13 protein-coding genes are annotated in these 15808 nt (G+C 68.6%); 3 read left to right on the top strand and 10 right to left on the bottom strand.

Annotated features, from left to right (window positions below):
- Nucleotides 1–2: 2 nt before the first annotated feature.
- A complete protein-coding gene (locus VF106_RS37605) occupies nt 3–1769 on the bottom strand; it encodes a protein kinase domain-containing protein (protein WP_330844736.1) in 1767 nt (588 codons plus the stop codon).
- A gap of 438 nt (nt 1770–2207) precedes the next feature.
- Between VF106_RS37605 and VF106_RS37600 the strand changes: the two genes are divergently transcribed.
- A complete protein-coding gene (locus tag VF106_RS37600; RefSeq protein ID WP_330844735.1) occupies nt 2208–2753 on the top strand; it encodes a P-loop nucleotide/nucleoside kinase family protein in 546 nt (181 codons plus the stop codon).
- A 157-nt stretch (nt 2754–2910) separates the two neighbouring features.
- On the opposite strand, the gene VF106_RS37595 is transcribed toward VF106_RS37600, so the two are convergent.
- The 8 genes from VF106_RS37595 to VF106_RS37560 form a co-directional block, all read right to left on the bottom strand.
- Complete coding sequence (locus VF106_RS37595; protein WP_330844734.1) at nt 2911–4986, bottom strand: ABC transporter ATP-binding protein; 2076 nt, start codon at nt 4984–4986, stop codon at nt 2911–2913.
- A gap of 61 nt (nt 4987–5047) precedes the next feature.
- Nucleotides 5048–6172, bottom strand: coding sequence for an ABC transporter permease (locus tag VF106_RS37590; protein ID WP_330844733.1), 1125 nt, complete (start codon nt 6170–6172; stop codon nt 5048–5050).
- Nucleotides 6162–7148, bottom strand: coding sequence for an ABC transporter permease (locus VF106_RS37585; RefSeq protein WP_330844732.1), 987 nt, complete (start codon nt 7146–7148; stop codon nt 6162–6164). The genes VF106_RS37590 and VF106_RS37585 overlap by 11 nt, the downstream gene beginning before the upstream one ends.
- 123 nt (nt 7149–7271) lie before the next feature.
- A complete protein-coding gene (locus VF106_RS37580) occupies nt 7272–9341 on the bottom strand; it encodes an ABC transporter substrate-binding protein (RefSeq protein ID WP_330844731.1) in 2070 nt (689 codons plus the stop codon).
- A gap of 100 nt (nt 9342–9441) precedes the next feature.
- On the bottom strand, nt 9442–10641 hold the full coding sequence (locus VF106_RS37575; protein ID WP_330844881.1) for a helix-turn-helix domain-containing protein: 1200 nt from the start codon (nt 10639–10641) through the stop codon (nt 9442–9444).
- A 320-nt stretch (nt 10642–10961) separates the two neighbouring features.
- Nucleotides 10962–11510 carry a CHRD domain-containing protein gene (locus tag VF106_RS37570; RefSeq protein WP_330844730.1) on the bottom strand — a complete coding sequence of 183 codons (549 nt, stop codon included), beginning with the start codon at nt 11508–11510 and terminating at the stop codon, nt 10962–10964.
- Nucleotides 11497–12204 carry a cytochrome b/b6 domain-containing protein gene (locus VF106_RS37565; RefSeq protein WP_330844729.1) on the bottom strand — a complete coding sequence of 236 codons (708 nt, stop codon included), beginning with the start codon at nt 12202–12204 and terminating at the stop codon, nt 11497–11499. The genes VF106_RS37570 and VF106_RS37565 overlap by 14 nt, the downstream gene beginning before the upstream one ends.
- Nucleotides 12194–12664 carry a hypothetical protein gene (locus tag VF106_RS37560; RefSeq protein ID WP_330844728.1) on the bottom strand — a complete coding sequence of 157 codons (471 nt, stop codon included), beginning with the start codon at nt 12662–12664 and terminating at the stop codon, nt 12194–12196. The genes VF106_RS37565 and VF106_RS37560 overlap by 11 nt, the downstream gene beginning before the upstream one ends.
- A gap of 135 nt (nt 12665–12799) precedes the next feature.
- Here VF106_RS37560 and VF106_RS37555 point away from each other — a divergent pair, with 135 nt between their 5' ends.
- Both VF106_RS37555 and VF106_RS37550 read left to right on the top strand, forming a co-directional pair.
- The gene (locus VF106_RS37555; RefSeq protein ID WP_330844727.1) at nt 12800–14146 is read left to right on the top strand and encodes an FAD-binding protein; all 1347 of its coding nucleotides are present in this window, start codon (nt 12800–12802) and stop codon (nt 14144–14146) included.
- A 56-nt stretch (nt 14147–14202) separates the two neighbouring features.
- Complete coding sequence (locus tag VF106_RS37550) at nt 14203–15459, top strand: MFS transporter (RefSeq protein ID WP_330844726.1); 1257 nt, start codon at nt 14203–14205, stop codon at nt 15457–15459.
- On the opposite strand, the gene VF106_RS37545 is transcribed toward VF106_RS37550, so the two are convergent.
- Nucleotides 15428–15796, bottom strand: a complete 369-nt coding sequence (locus VF106_RS37545; RefSeq protein WP_330844725.1) for a cupin domain-containing protein — start codon at nt 15794–15796, stop codon at nt 15428–15430. The genes VF106_RS37550 and VF106_RS37545 overlap by 32 nt on opposite strands.
- Nucleotides 15797–15808 lie beyond the last annotated feature (12 nt).

Below are 15808 nucleotides of genomic sequence, written 5' to 3'. Positions count from 1 at the left end.
GCTCAACTGGTCGGCGCGGTCGTGGGCACCTCGCCGGGCAGCCCGAAGAGCTTCGCCTCTCCGATGACCAGCGTCCGGTCGCCACAGGCCTCCTGCAGCACGCGCCACTGGAACTTGAGCCGGAGCACGCCACTCAGGTCCAGGTCGATCGGGGTCGGCGTGCCGTAGGCGATCGTGCCGCTGAACACCGACCGGCCGTCGGCGAAGATCTCCAGCTGCATGGTGGCATCGGCGATCTGGGAGTTGTCGTCGAGCGCGGCCGTGGCGACGAGTCGGCGGAACCCCTTGGCGATGTTGTACTCGGCCTGGCCGCCGTCGTCGTAGCAGCTGATGTACGAGGACAGGCTGTGCAGGTAGGTCTTGCCAGCGATGGAGGCGGGGCCCGAGTTGTCGGACCAGTCGCCGTTCAGCACCGGGAACTCGTCCAGGTACATCTGGACCGCGTCCTGGGCGACGACGAGCTTCAGTGTGCCGTCCAGTGGCTCGCCCGCCTTCGGGTCCTGCTCGACCACGGTGCCGGGCTCGGCGCCCTGCTGGATCGAGTCCACGATCTCGACCTCCAGCGTGGACGGCAGCCGGTCCTGCGCCTCGGCGAGTTCCATGCCGACGAGGTCCGGAGCGACCGTCAGCTCCTGCTCCTCTGTGGTGGTCGTGACCCGCGCCGAGGACGTGCCGGGGTCCTCGTTCGCCGTCCCCCCGCCACCCTCCCCCGCCGCTGAGGCACCGCCGGAACCCTCGTTGCCGGTTGGCCGCAGCGCCACGTACGCGCCGGCGCCACCGACCAGCACCAGAACCAGTGGCACGGCCACGAGCCAGCCCTTACGTCGCCGCTTCGCCGGCGGCGGTGCGACCATCCCCGCCGGCATGACCGGGCCGTGTCCCGTCGGTGCCATGCCCATCTGGGTGGTGAACTGGCCCGGCGCGGGTGCCGGGGCCGGCGGGGCGGTGAGCCGCTGCGCCACCGGGAACGCGAGCAGCTCCGGCGCGAGCGCGTCGAGGAGGGTCGCGACCTGCTGGGCGGTCTGGGGCCGCCCACGCGGGCTCTTGCGCAGCAGCCAGCTGATCACCTCCCACAGCTGGTCCGGGATACCGCCGGGACGGCCGGGCTCCTGCTCGGCGTGCTGGCGGATCACGGTCAGCATGGACCCGCCCGCGAACGGCGTCACGCCGCAGCACAGCTCGTACAGCACGATGCCCAGCGAGTACAGGTCCGCGGCCGGGGTCGCGTCGAGGCCTTCGGCCAGCTCCGGCGCCACGTACTGCGGCGTGCCCGCGAGCAGCGAGCTGCGCCCGATCTCCGAGTCACGGGCGAGCCGGGAGATGCCGAAGTCGGTGAGCTTCGGGGTCATGCCGTCCATGAGGATGTTCTCCGGCTTGACGTCCCGGTGCACCACGCCGGCCGCGTGCACGGCGGCGAGCGCGGACGCGACACTCGCGCCGATCCGTGCCACCTCCGAGGGCAGCAGTGGCCCGTCGGCCAGGCGGGCACGCAGGTCCCCGCCACGAACCAGGTCCATGACGATCGCGACCGTGTCACCCTCCACCACGAGGTCGTGCACGCCGACGAGGTTCCCGTGGCGCAGTCCGACGAGGATGGAGCGCTCCTTCAGGAAACGGGCGACGACGTCCGGGTTGCCCGTCAGGTCACTGCGCAGGATCTTGAACGCGAACTCCTGACCCTCCGGGTCGGTGCCGGCGAAGACCTGCCCCATCGCCCCGCTGCCCAGCGGCTCACCCAGCCGGTAACGGCTCCCCAGCGCTCGCTCCATGTCTTCGGTTTCCTTGTCCTGTTCGGTCAACGATATGGTCCCACCTACCGTCGCAGGAAACCGGCGCGGTCGTTTCGACGATCTGAGGAATACGGTCGATGTTGTCCAGAGTTTGTCTTCTTTCCTTCGGGGGGTTTCCGGAAAGGACGACACCTGGTCTGTCCACGAAATGGCCGGTTTCCGCGTGGCCCGTTACTCCGGGCCGGAACGGCGCGATGCAACCGCCGAAGCAACCGGCCACAAGGAGGCGCTCGACCCGCGGGCCACCGTGTCGATGCGCACTCCGGAATAGGAGGCCCGCGATGGAAGCCCTGGGTTACGTGGTCAGCATCATTCTCGTAGGTGGGATGGTCTGCGGCGCGCTGGCGCCCTACCTGTGGCGCCGTTACCCGAGAAACCGGCGCCGGGATCGTTGAGCGGCCAGGGTACTTTGCGTCGGTGATCATCTGGCTCAACGGCGGGTTCGCCGCGGGAAAGACGACGCTGGCACAGGAGCTGCACCGGCGGCTCCCGGACGCGCTCGTGTACGACCCCGAGGACGTCGGACTCATGCTGTGGAAGTGGGTGCGGCCCAACGACGACTTCCAGGACCTGCCGAGCTGGCGGGAGCTGGTCGTCGCGACGGCGCTGTCGCTGCGCAGGCACCACGCGCACACGCTCATCGTGCCGATGTCGCTGGTCCGCGACGCCTACCGGGCGGAGATCCTCGGCGGCCTGGCCGACGCGGGCGAGGAAGTCCTGCACGTCTTCCTGGAGGCGGACGCCGACGTGCTGAGGGAGCGGCTCAGCGCCCGCACACCGGTCCCCGGCGATCCGGCGTCGGGCCGGTCGGCCCGCGAATGGGCCCTGAGCCGTCTGGACCCGGCCGCCGGCGCCCGCCAGCCGGACGGGACAGTCGTGCTGCGCTCGGACCGGCTCACCCCGGCCGAACTGGCCGACGAAGTGCTGGCCGCAGCCCACCAGCGCTTCGATTCCGCCCTGTAGACCGGGACGACTCGCCGAGAGGTGCGGCGGTGTCCCGAAGGGCACCTTGCGGATGCTCACCGTCCCCAAGGGCACCTTCAGGACACCTCCGAATGCCCGCCTCGCCACTCCATTCCGGGTCCCTGCGCGCCCGGGGCTCGCGAAGCGGGCCTGAGTCTCACGTGGCGATACCGCGGAGCTCCAGTTCCTCGGCGCGGTGACAGCGGACCCGGCGGGTGGGCGTGAGCTCCTGCCACACCGGACGCTCCGTGCGACACCGGTCGACGGCGAACGGGCAGCGTGGGTGGAAGTAACAGCCACTCGGTGGGTTGGTGGGATCCGCGACCTCGCCGCGTGGTGGGGTGAACGTCTGCCGGGCCGTGGGATCCGGTCGGGGCACCGCGGCCAGCAGCGTCGAGGTGTACGGATGCTTCGGGGTGAACAGGACCTCGTCGCGGGTGCCGAGTTCGACGACCTGGCCGACGTACATGACGGCGATCCGGTCACTGATGTGCTTGACGACGCTCAGGTCGTGCGAGACGAACAGGTAGGTCAGGCCGAGCTCGTCCTGCAGTTCCAGCAGCAGGTTGAGGATCTGCGCCTGCACGGAGACGTCCAGCGCGGAGACCGGCTCGTCGGCGACGACGAGGCGCGGGTTGAGCGCCAGCGCCCTGGCGATGCCGATGCGTTGCCGCTGCCCGCCGCTGAACGCGTGCGGGAACCGGCGCAGGTACTCGGGACGCAGCCCGACGAGCTTCAGCAGTTCCGCGACCCGGTCGACGCGCTCCTCCCGGGTGCCGATCCCGTTGACCCTCAACGGCTCGGCGACGATGTCCAGCACAGTCATCCTCGGGTTCAGCGACGAGTGGGGATCCTGGAAGATCATCTGCAGTTCACTGCGCAGCGGGCGCATCTGCCGGCGGGACAGCGTCGCCAGGTCGACCAGGTGACCGTCCGGGCGGCGGAACAGGATCTCCCCGGAGTCGGGATCGGTCGCCCGCAGGATGGACTGTGCGGTCGTCGTCTTGCCCGATCCGCTCTCCCCCACCAGGGCCAGGGTCTCGCCCTGCCGCAGGTCGAACGTGACCTCGTCCACCGCGCGGACCTTGGCGCGTACCCGGCCGAGCAGTCCCGACCGGATCGGGAAGAACTTGGTCAGCTTCCGCACCTCGAGCAGGGTCGGGTTCTCATCACGCGAATCCGTCTGGCCGCCGGTCACCTCGGGCAGTTGGACGAGTATCGGGTTCAGCAGGGGCAGGTCGATCCGGTCGCCCTTGCCGATCTCGTCACCGTAGAGGTGACAGGTCACCCCGTGGTCGGGACCGAGCAGCCGCGTGTCCGGCTCGGTGCGGTCGCACACCCCCTCCACCGCGTTGCGGCACCTCGGGTGGAACGCGCAGCCCGTTGGCCGGTTGAACGGGTGCGGCACCGAGCCGCTGATGCTCGGCAACTTCTTGCGTGCCACGGCCTGCATGCTCGGGATCGAGTCGAGCAGCGCCCTGGTGTAGGGATGGCGTGGCGCGGTGAAGATCTCCTCGACCGGGCCGCGCTCGACCACCCGGCCCATGTAGACCACCAGCACCTCGTCCGCCATCTCCGCGATGACACCGAGGTCGTGGGTGATCAGCATGACCGCCATGTTGGTGTCGCGCTTCAGCTGGCGGATCAGCTCGAGGATCTGTGCCTGCGTGGTGACGTCGAGGGCGGTCGTCGGTTCGTCGGCGATCAGCAGACGGGGCTGGCCGGCCAGGGCCATGGCGATCATCGCGCGCTGGCGCAGACCGCCGGACAGCTGCCAGGAGTACTCGTCGAGCACACCTTCCGGCCGAGGAATGCCGACCATTTTGAGCAGTTCGAGAGCGCGCTGCTCGGCCTCCTGCTTGGTCAGCTCGCAGTGCAACCGGACGGCCTCGACGATCTGGTTGCCGATCGTGTGGACCGGGCTGAACGAGCTCATCGGCTCCTGGAAGACCAACCCGATGTCCCCGCCGCGGACCTGGCGCATCTCCGGCCCGTCGGTGGGCAGTTGCGCGAGGTCCACCCATTCGTCCTCGCGCCGCAGCAGGATCTCACCCTCGACGATCCGGCCCGGCGGGGAGATGATGCCCAGCAACGAGCGTGCCGTGATGCTCTTGCCGCAGCCGCTCTCCCCCACCACGCCAAGGGTTCTTCCCGCCGTGACGTCGAAGCTCACGCCGTCAACGGCGCGGGTGGTGCCCTCGTCGGCGAAGAAGTGGGTCTTGAGACCACGCACCGAGAGCAATGTGGAGGCGTCCTGCGGCGGCCCGAGGGTGTCGGGCTCCGATAAGTACCTACTAGATGTCATAGGGATCAGCCGCATCTCGTAGTCCATCACCAAGGAAGTTGAAGGCGAGGATCACCACGACCACCGGGACCACCGGCACCAGCATCCATGGTGAGAGCGCCACCGCCTGAACGTTCTGGGCTTGTTGGAGCATCACTCCCCAGGAGATCGCCGGCGGGCGCAGGCCGAGCCCCAGGAAGCTCAGTGAGGTCTCCGCGACGATCATCAGCGGCAGCGCCAGCGTGGTGGCCGCGATGATGTGGCTGGCGAACAGGGGCACCATGTGGACGAAGATCACCCGGCGGGGCCGGCTGCCCACCAGTTCGGCCGCGGTCACGAAGTCCTCGCTCCGGATCTGCATCACCCTGCCGCGAACCACCCGGCCCAGCTCGGTCCAGCCGATCACCGACAGGATGACCGTGAGCGCGAAGTAGACCTGGGTGACGCTCCAGTCCTTCGGCATGGCCGCCGCCAGACCCATCCACAGTGGAATGACCGGGATGGACCGCAGTATCTCGATGAGGCGCTGGATGACCGTGTCCACCGCGCCGCCGTAGTAGCCGGAGATCCCGCCGAGTGCCACGCCCAACAGGATGCTCAGCACCACACCGGTCAGGCCGATCAGCATCGAGGTACGGGTGGCGTGGATGAGCCTGGAGTAGATGTCGCGGCCCTGCTGGTCGGTGCCCAGCAGGAAGAGCGACTCCTCGGCCGGCGTGCCCTCCGTGCCGATCAGGTGGATGTCCGTCGTGAACAGACCGAGGAACTTGTACTCGTAGCCGTGCCCGAAGAGCCGGACCGGGATCCGTTGCGAGGGATCGACGGCGTAGGTCCGTTGCAGTGTGACCGGGTCACGCTCGCCTCGCACCGCGTAGACGTGTGGCGACAAGGACCCGTCCTGGAACAGGCGCACCGACTGCGGAGGCATCAGTGACCGCTGCCCGTCGGACGCCTGTGGGTCCGAAGTGGACAGGAAGTCCCCGAACAACGCGACGAGGTAGAACAGCAGCACGACGATACCGCCGCACATCGCCAGCTTGTGCTTGCGGAAGCGCCACCAGATCAGCTGGCGCTGGGTCGCGACGGAGATCCGTTCCTCGTCGGTGACGGCCTTGTCGAGCGAGTCAGCGGGCATGGCGGATCCTCGGGTCCAACCACATGAGCACAAGGTCCGAGATCAGCGTGCCGATCACGGTCATCACCCCAAGCAGCAGCACGATCGCGCCCGCCAGGTACATGTCCTGAGCTTGCAGCGCGCGGAGGAGCAGTGGTCCCACGGTCGGGAGGCTGAGCACGATCGAAACCACGACCGCGCCGGAGACCACGTGCGGGAACAGGAATCCGATGGAGCTGGCGAACGGGTTGAGCGCCACGCGCACCGGGTACTTGGCGACCAGCCTGCGCTCGGAGAGACCCTTGGCGCGTGCCGTGACCACATAGGGCTTCTTCAGCTCGTCGAGCAGGTTGGCGCGCATGATGCGGATCAGCTGTGCCGTGCCGGCGACACCGAGCACGATCGCCGGGATCACCAGATGTTTCAACAGGTCCCACGCCTTCGCGAAGCTCCACGGCGCGTTCTCGTACTCGGCGGAGAACAGACCGCCGACGTTCGCGTCGAACACGGCGAACCCGAGGTACATGAGGACGAGCGCGAGGAGGAAGTTCGGGATCGCGAGGCCGAGGAAGCCGAGGAACGTGAGCGTGTAGTCGCCGACGGAGTACCGCCGCACGGCCGAGTAGACCCCGATCGGCAGCGCCACGGCCCAGGTGAAGATGATCGCCGCGACGGAGACCACCATGCTGAGCGCGAGCCGGTCGCCGATCACGTCCCCGACCGGCCGGTTCCAGTCGAAGGACATGCCGAAGTCGCCCTGGACGACCTGACCGATCCAGGCGAAGTACTGGACGAGGATCGGTTGGTCCAAACCGTACTCGGCACGCAGCCGTTCCGCCTCGAAGGAGGCCGACGAGTTGCCGGCTGCGGCGAGCTCGGCCAGCCGCGTGGTGGCGAAGTCCCCTTGCGGCAGCTGGATGATGAGGAAGCTCAACACCGAGACCGCCCAGATGGTGAAGAGCCCGAGCGCGAGCCGCCGCCCAATATAATTCAGCATGCCGCCTCCTCGCCCGCTCCGTGGCGCCGGAACGCTCCGCAGGCTCCGCTACTCCGGCGCCCTCCGCCGGCGAGGCGACGGCCTGAGTATTGATGATTCGCTACGCAAGCTCCGCTCATGATCTCACTCGTAGAAGAAGGTGAGCGGATAGGTGTTGTTCATGCTCTTCATCTGCAACGAGTTCACCACTCTGGCCGGCACGTTGCGCAGCCGGTTGTTGGTCAGGTAGACACCGTTGACCGCGAGCCCGAACCCGGCGATGCCGATCGACCACACCTGGTCGGCGTGCATCCGGTACAGCTCCTTGCCGATCCGCACCCGCTCCTCGTCGTCCGGTTCGGACAGTCCCTTCTCGTAGAGCGCCATGGCGTCCTTGAGCAGCTTCAGCGAAGCCGGCGGCTCCGTGCCCTGCTGACCGTCGGAGGCGAACCACTTGGCGTACGGGATGCCGATCATGCCGGGATAGTTGTTCGTTACCGTCGGCAGGAACGTGTCGGCCTTGAGGAACGGGTCGTCGGTGCCGACCGCCTGCCCGGACAGCATCAGCTGGTTCGCCGTGGAGCGCTGGATGAGCAGGTTGGGCTCGACGGAGGCGACGTTGAGGTCGATGCCGATCGTCTGCCACTGCCGCTTGATCATCTCGCCGATGCCGGTGAAGTCGGCGAAGCTCGAGAACGCCTGGTAGTCAAGGCGAATCCGGTCGGTGCCGTCCTTGCGCAGACGGTAGCCCTCACTGTCCTTCGTGGTCAGTCCGATGCCGTCGAGCAGCTTGTTCGCCTGTTTCGGATCGTGCTTCGCCCACTTGGTCCGCCACTCCGCGCCGGGGTCGTAGAGGCTGCCCTCCGCCGCGGTCGTCGCCGTCACCGTGCCGGTGCCGAGGAAGAACGCCTCGTTGACCTGTTCCCGGTCGATACCCAGCGACAGCGCCCGACGGAACTCGACGGTGCGGATCAGCTCGCCCAGCTCAGGGTCCTGCTCGTAGGCGAGGTTCAGCCGGACACCACAGTCCACTTCGGTGCCCGGCGCACGGTGCAGCTTGTACGAGCCGCTCTTCTCGTTCTCGATCAGCACGGGCAGGTTGGTCACGCCGAGATGGCGGTCCTGCACGTCGTACTCGCCGGCGGCCGCCCGCAGCACGAGCACCTCGGTGTTCTCCACGTTGCCCATCGTGATCTTGCCGACGTACGGGAGCTGGTTGCCTTCGTGGTCGACCCAGATGCTGTACGGGTTCGGGCCGAACTCCCACGGCGGGTCGCTGATCGGCCGGGTCACCACCCACGGCGTGACCACTGGCAGCTCCGGGTTCTGGTGCCAGGCCGTCCGGTTGCGGAAGAGCGCCGCCCAGCCCTTGAACCCCGCGTCGGTGGCGAGCTTGTTCGCCGCGTCCACCGAGGTGTACTTGGGATGGAACTGCGACAGGTAGTGCTTGGGCAGGAACCCGCCCCCGCCGAGGTGGGCGTTGCCCGCCATGCCCGACAGGTCGGTCCACCCGGCGAGCCGTTCGGGCAGCGTGGGGTTGGGCGCCTCCGACACGAACCGCACGGTGACCTCGTCGACCTTCTCGACGGTCACCTCCTCGCCGGCGATCCGCATCGACGACGAGCCGCTGCTCAGCTCGGGCGACAGGCTGACGTCCTCGCGCCAGAACACGATGTCGTCGGCGGTGAACGGTTGACCGTCCGACCACTTCATGCCCTTGCGCAGGTGCAGGGTGAGTACCCGGTCGTTGTCGCTCAGCTCGTACGCGCGGGCGATGTTGGGCACGACCTTCTCGAACCGGAAGTCCCAGTACAGCAAGCTGTCGGGACCGGAGCAGAACCGCACCGCGTTCTGGAAGTCGCCCTGCCCGACGAAACCGCGGCGGATCTGCCCGCCGTACCGGCCGGTCGAGTGGATCGGCTTGAGCACCAACGGATCCGAGCCGACCCGTTCGGCGACCGGTGGCAGCTGTCCCGACGACACGAGCTTGGCCAGCTCCGGCGCCTCCCGGAACCTGGTGGGGATGGACGCCGCGTCGGTGATCAGCTCGGCGCCCTCGATGTCCGGAAGGCCGGCCGCCGCCGTGCCGCCTCGGCCACCAGGCGTGTCCGCCGTTCGGACCACCGGGGTCGAGGAACACGCGTCGAGCAACAGCGTGCCACCGCTTACCAGAACCACATCACGCAGAAAGCGCCGTCGCGAATAACCGGTCATCGTTCGAACGTAAGTGACCTACTTAGGAGTAACCGACACAAGCGGTGGTATACGTAAGCGCCACCGGACGTGGCGGCGACCCTCTGGGTGTCTCTGCTCGTCAGGCCACTCCAATACGGTCGGCCAATGGACGAAGCTCCGAACGGGTCAGGGAGTTCTCCCGACGAAGCTGTTCACACACGATCGCCTTGGCGCCCACGTTGACCCGCAGTTCCTCTCCTGACTCGCGTTCGGCACGGAGCAACATGTGCACGGCGGCCACGTCCTCGCCGCGCACGCTGTAGGCCCTGGCCAGTTCGACGAAGTAGGCGAACCGCCGCTCCACACTGGGCAGCACGCTGACGTCGCAGCTCTGGGCCGCGCGGATGGCCTCTCTCGGCTTGGACAGCTCGACGGCCAGCCACACCCGGTGGACGCCGACGTTCGTCGGGCCGAACACGGTGCGGAAGTCGTTGCGCTCGCCGACTTTCGCGGCCACCCCATCCGCGATCTCCAGCGCTTTCGCGGTCCCGTGCTCGTCGCCCAACAAGGCGAACTGTGTCGCCCGCAAAAGATGTAGCGCGCCGTAAACGCTCATCCGCTGCGGAGGGCCGTCGACCAGCGATGGCTCCAGCATGGCCGCGGCGTCGGCGGCGAGTTCGCCCGCCACCTCCGTGTGGCCCTGTCCGGCCAGGATCATGCCGACGTTCCACGCCGCGGCGGCACGGTAGTCCAGGTCGTCGGCCTTGATCGCCGCGGCCATCGCGCGGTCCGCGGACAGCATCGACACGTCCTGCGCGCCGACCCGCTTGGTGAAGGCCCGCGTCAGGAAATACAGCATGGACAGGGTCTTCAGCAACCGGTCCCGTTCCGGCCCCTCGACCAGCGGGATGGTCGCCCGCGCCTCGGTGATCAGACCGGGCAGCATCGAACCGATCTGTCGGAACGGCCTGCGCTCCTGCCAGATGTCCCATGCGGTCTCCACCGCGGTGGTCAGGCCGGCGACGTTCGGTTCGCCCGTCAGCTGGGGGTCGAACGACACCATCGCCGCACGGATCGCCGGCACCGTGCCGTGCTCGCCAGGCTCCTCGGGCATCTCGCCGACCGGCAGACCCGTCAGCTTGTACAGGTCCCGCACTCGCAGAATCCTGGCGATCTCGATCCAGTCCGAAAACGACGCCACCTGCCGTTCGCCAGACTCCCACTTTCGCCACGCGGATACCGTGCAGCCCTTCAGCTGCGCGCATTGCTCCTGGGTCCGTCCCACTCGTCGGCGATACAGTCTAATTCGCTCACCCGGAGGTAAGCCCGCCTCCTTCATAGCCACGTCCCACCTCGCACTCCCGTAGGTGCGGCCATGCTAAGCCGATCCGAGGGCGCATGGCGACGTCCGGCAAGGTGACGCTCACGAAAAATATGTCCCGACGATCTCCTTCTCCGTCCGAACGGTTCAGAAGTCGTCGTCGTGCCGTACTCGGACGACACCGTGGGGCGTTCACGAAAACGTAACTCGGGGGTGCTGAACGCGCGACTCGCCGGGACCGAACGCGCGACTCGCGTGGTTCGTCGGGTCCGGTGCCCCCGAAATCGCCGGACCCGACGATCCATGCCCCTCCCTGATGCGGTTGCGCCTCAGGCTGGTCAGTGGTGGTGTCCGAGTTGGGCTCGGATCTCGCCGACCGGGAATGCGGTGCTGTGCACGTTCACGTACGTCAGGCCGGCGTGGATCGCGTCGACGATCTCGGTGAACTCGCCGGCGGCGATGCCCTGTGCGACTGGGCCGATGATGTCAGCGGGCGCGATGGTGCCCGAGACCGTGGCCGGCGCGGCGGGGCAGGGTTGTGTGCCGGCCGGTCCGTTGCCCAGGTTGGTGCAGAGGAAGAAGCTGATGCCGCCCGTCTGGGCCGGGCTGCCGAAATGAACGTGTGCCTGCGTGACCCCGGTCCCGACGTCCGAATAGGTGAGGCGCCAGGTGATCTCCTGGGTCTGGTTGTTGATCCGCAGGCGGAACTCACCGTTGGCAGGGGTGGAAATCGCGAGAGGTGTCTCCGCGAAACCCGAGAGTTGCTCGCGCACGGAATTCTGGCCGCGGGTCGCCTCGTCCGGTGTCGACGCGCTGGCGGACGCGGTGATCGCCGCCGCGGCGCCGACCGTCACCGCGACGACAAGCAGACGTCTATGTCTTTTCATCGGTGTGCTGCCTTTCCTCGTCGAAACCTTTCGATCGTTCCCGTTCCAACCAGGCCGGCCACAATCGCTCGGCCACCTTGTAGCGCAACCGGCCACCGAGGTGCATGGCGCGCCAGGCGCCGCGGTAGCCGGGCAGGATGCCGGCCGCCACGACGATGTGGCCGATGATCGCCGGGGTGAGCAGATAGGTGGACCACCGGTGGATCCGGTTGTACCAAACGAACTCCGGGCCGCCGGACACCGTGACGAGGCCGACGCCGCTGACGATCAGGGCCAGCAGCAACACGATCAGCACCAGGTTCATGATCCGCTGACCCGGGTCGTAGTGTCCCTCGTGGCGGTCGAACCGACCGGTGAACACGGCGCCGGGCCAGCGGCGGAACCACCGCAGGTCCGATCGTCGGAAACGCACCGAGTCGCCGACGAGCGTCCGTGCGGCCCGCCAGCCCAGCACCACGCCAAGCACGATCAGGCCGGCGAAGGCATACCCGGTCCACGTGTGCAGCTCGGCATCCGACACGCCGGACAACTGGGAAAGCACACTCGGATCCCCTTCGGCACCCAGGGTGAGCCACCAGCCGGTGAACAGCAGCACCAGCACCGTCAGATACACGCCGGCGTGGAACCAACGCGTCTTGGCGTTGTTGCGGCTCACGAACTCCGGCGTGCCCTGACGGCCTCGCTCAGTAACCACCACCCGTCCCGGGATCCGCCGGCGCCTCGCCACCGTCATTGCCGACCTGCACATTGATGCTGGTCTCGAACCCGGCCGCGGAATGATCGGCATTGCGCAGCGAGATGTTCAGCTCGTGCTCGCCCGACCTCAAACCCGCGACCGCGGGTGAATCCTCGGTGATCTCCATGGTGTCGGACTCGATCACCTCGTACTGGCTGTCGTTGCCGTCGAAGTAGAGGTGCACGTGGTTCTTGCCGGAATCCGTCGTGCCGAGTTCCGCGGTCGAGTCCAGGCTCAACGTGAACGGAATCTCCACGGTCGAGCCGTCGGCCGGCTCGTTGATCGTCACCGACTGCCCGCTACCACCCGAACCACCGCTGCCCGCGCTGGCCGTGTCGTCGCCACAGCCGGATATCCCCACGAGCACCAGCGCGGCGAAAATCGCCGACAACCTGACTCGCCTGTTCAACTTCATCATCAAGGTCCGCCTCCCCGATAGGTGGATCTGTTGTACGGGGAAGTACGCGTCCGCCCGGATTTGGTTCAATGGACAACCTCACGAAATACGGCTCGGTGCGACTGCATTCCGTTTCCTTCGACCTAGGCTGCCGGCATGGGCTCATTCTCGGGGCCGGTGTTCCGGCCTGGTGACGACGGCTACGACGCCGAACGGGCGGGGTACAACCTCACCGTCGATCACCGCCCTGAGCTGATCGTCGGGGCGACCGGGCCCGAGGACGTGATCGGTGCGGTCAACTACGCGTCGGCGCGTGGACTCGCGGTGGCGGTGCTGACGACCGGGCACGGCCCGGCCGTGCCAGCCGACGGTCAGGTGCTCATCAACACCAGAAGGATGAACGACGTCCAGGTCGACCCGGCCACGCGCACGGCCAGGGTCGGCGGAGGGACGTGCTGGCAGCGGGTGCTGCCACACACCGTGCCGCACGGTCTCGCCCCGCTCAACGGATCCAGCCCGCATGTCGGCGTCGTCGGCTACACCCTCGGCGGCGGTGTCGGACCGCTCGGCCGCTCCTACGGCTTCGCCGCCGACCGCGTACGCCGGGTCGACCTCGTCACGGCCGACGGGCGGCTGCGGCAGGTGACGGCCGAACGCGAACCGGAGCTGTTCTGGGCGGTGCGTGGCGGCAAGGGCAACTTCGGGGTGGTCGTCGGGCTGGAGTTCGGGCTGGTGCCCGTGGCACGGCTGTACGGCGGCGGGCTGTTCTTCCCGGCCGAGACGACCGCCGACGTGCTGCACGCCTTCAGCCGATGGGCGCCGACCGTGCCCGAGGAGATGTCGTCCTCGGTGCTGATGATGAGGTTCCCGCCGATCCCCGAGATCCCCGAGCTGTTCCGCGGCAGGTACGTCACCCATGTGCGGCTCGCCTACACCGGCACCGCCGAGGAGGGCGAGCGGCTGGTCAAGCCCCTGCGCGACCTCGGGTCGCAGTTTCTGGACACGCTGGGTGAGATGCCCTACGACCAGGTCGGCACGATCTACAACGACCCCACTGAACCGACGCCGGCGTACGACTCGAACCTCTCGCTGCACACGCTGGACGCCGGCGCGGTCGACACGATCCTGTCGTTGGCCGGACCGGACGCGGGCTCACCGCTGATCATCGAGATGCGCCAGCTGGGCGGCGCCTACACCCGCCCGGCGGCGGTCCCCAGCGCGGTCGGCGGCCGCGACACCGCCTTCACGCTGTTCGCCGCGTGTGTCCTCGAGCCGGGGCTCGAGGACATGACGCGTCGCGCCCACGAACAGCTGCACGACAAGATGCGCCCGTGGGCCACGGGCGGGACGGTCTACAACTTCTCCGGCGTCGGCGACGCCGATCCCGAACGCGTCAGGCTGGCGTTCACCCCCGCCGACTACGCCCGGCTCGCCAAGGCCAAGGCGACCTACGACCCGGCGAACATGTTCCGGATCAACTTCAACATCCCACCGGCGCCGTAAAGATCGATCAGTATTCGAGAAGCATCCCGGCCCGGCTCGCGCCTAATGTCGCCGTCATGATCAGTGGGGCGTACGGGCGGGTGGTGCGGCAGCCGGTGCTGCGCCGGCTGCTGCCGGGAATGCTGGTGTCGGCACTCGGTGACGGGATGAGCCTGGTCGCGGTGGCCTGGCTGGCCGTGCAGATCGCGCCGCCGGGCCGTGAAGGGGTGTGGACCGGGCTCGCCGTGGCGGCCTACTCGCTGCCCGCCACGGTCGGCGCGGCCGTGTTCGGCCGGCTGGTGCGCGGGTTCACCGGCACCCGCCTGGTCGCGGTCGACGCGACGCTGCGCGCCGTGGCGCTGGGCACAATCGCGGTACTGGCCGTCGCGGGCGCGCTCGCCCCGGCCGCCTACGTCGCCCTGCTCGCGGTGTCCTCGCTGTTGCACGCCTGGGGCAACGCCGGCACCTACACGCTGATCGCCGAGCTGCTGCCGGACGAGGACCGGGTCGCCGGCAACGCGCTGGTGTCGACGTTCACCCAGGCCGCGGTCGTGGTCGGCCCGGCACTGGCCGGCGGCGTGACGGCACTCGCCGGTCCCGGCTGGGTGATCGGGGCCGACGCGGCCAGTTTCGCGGCACTCGCGGTGAGCTGCTGGCTGGTCCGGGCGCGCCGGGCGGACACGCCCGTGGCGGAACAGGTCGACGAGCCGACGACGCAGGGCTGGCGCACGATCCTCCGGCAGCCGCGCCTGCTCGGGCTCACCGCGGTCACCTGCGTGTTCTTCTTCCTCTACGGCCCGGTCGAGGTCGCCCTGCCGATCCACGTCGCGGAGCTGTACGGCTCGCCCGGCCTGCTCGGCCTGTTCTGGACGGTGTTCGGCGTCGGCGCGGTGGCCGGTGGCCTCGGCGCGGGACTGCTGCGTGACCGTCCACTGTGGGCGGTCGTGGTGCTCATCATCGTCGGCTGGGGCGCCGCGCTCCTGCCGCTCGGGCTCACCGACGCGGTACTGCCCGGCCTGATCGGTTTCGCCGTCGGCGGGTTGATCTACGGCCCGTTCACCGCGATCTGCACAGCCCTGTTCCAGCGGGCCTGTCCACCGCACATGCTCAGCCGGGTACTCGCCACCCGCGCCGCGCTGACCACACCGGCCACCGCGCTCGGCATGCTGCTCGGGGGGCCGGTGGTGAGCGCCATCGGCGGCCGGTCGACGCTGCTGGCCTCCGCCGTCCTCACCATCGCGCTCGGCGTGCTCGTCGCGGTGGCCGTGCGCCTCGCCCGCCCGGCGGTGACGACACCGCGCCCTACTCCAGTTGCCGCGCCATGTGCTCGATGACCGGCCGGAGCCGCTCGGTGGGGCTGTACTCGACGAACACCGCGTCGACGTGGTTGATCCCGGTGTGGCCCGGCGGCCAGTAGAACAGCTCCCCCGCTCTGGTCACCATTTCCGACCCGTCCGCGTACCGCTGCCACATCTCGCCCTCGAGCATCAGACCCCAGTGCGGGCACTGGCACAGGTCCCCGGGCAGTCCCTTGAGCAGTGGCGTCACGTCCGTGCCCGCCGGCACCTCGACGTACCGGACGGTGAGCTCGCCCCACTCCTCACCGCCGGACCGGATGCCACCCGTGAGCTCGGCGGTCAGGTCCTGCGGCAGCTTGTGCGTTCCCGCCATCAGCCCAGCTCC

The organism is Actinophytocola sp., from assembly GCF_036378875.1.
Lineage (GTDB): Bacteria > Actinomycetota > Actinomycetes > Mycobacteriales > Pseudonocardiaceae > Actinophytocola.
This window is presented reverse-complemented; position numbering and strand designations above follow the sequence as displayed.

Coding starts and splice junctions, on each gene's coding strand:
- VF106_RS37605 (WP_330844736.1), bottom strand. CDS start 1,769: ATGGAGCGAGCGCTGGGGAGCCGTTACCGGCTGGGTGAGCCGCTGGGC.
- VF106_RS37590 (WP_330844733.1), bottom strand. CDS start 6,172: ATGCCCGCTGACTCGCTCGACAAGGCCGTCACCGACGAGGAACGGATC.
- VF106_RS37585 (WP_330844732.1), bottom strand. CDS start 7,148: ATGCTGAATTATATTGGGCGGCGGCTCGCGCTCGGGCTCTTCACCATC.
- VF106_RS37580 (WP_330844731.1), bottom strand. CDS start 9,341: ATGACCGGTTATTCGCGACGGCGCTTTCTGCGTGATGTGGTTCTGGTA.
- VF106_RS37575 (WP_330844881.1), bottom strand. CDS start 10,641: ATGAAGGAGGCGGGCTTACCTCCGGGTGAGCGAATTAGACTGTATCGC.
- VF106_RS37570 (WP_330844730.1), bottom strand. CDS start 11,510: ATGAAAAGACATAGACGTCTGCTTGTCGTCGCGGTGACGGTCGGCGCC.
- VF106_RS37560 (WP_330844728.1), bottom strand. CDS start 12,664: ATGATGAAGTTGAACAGGCGAGTCAGGTTGTCGGCGATTTTCGCCGCG.
- VF106_RS37555 (WP_330844727.1), top strand. CDS start 12,800: ATGGGCTCATTCTCGGGGCCGGTGTTCCGGCCTGGTGACGACGGCTAC.
- VF106_RS37550 (WP_330844726.1), top strand. CDS start 14,203: ATGATCAGTGGGGCGTACGGGCGGGTGGTGCGGCAGCCGGTGCTGCGC.
- VF106_RS37545 (WP_330844725.1), bottom strand. CDS start 15,796: ATGGCGGGAACGCACAAGCTGCCGCAGGACCTGACCGCCGAGCTCACG.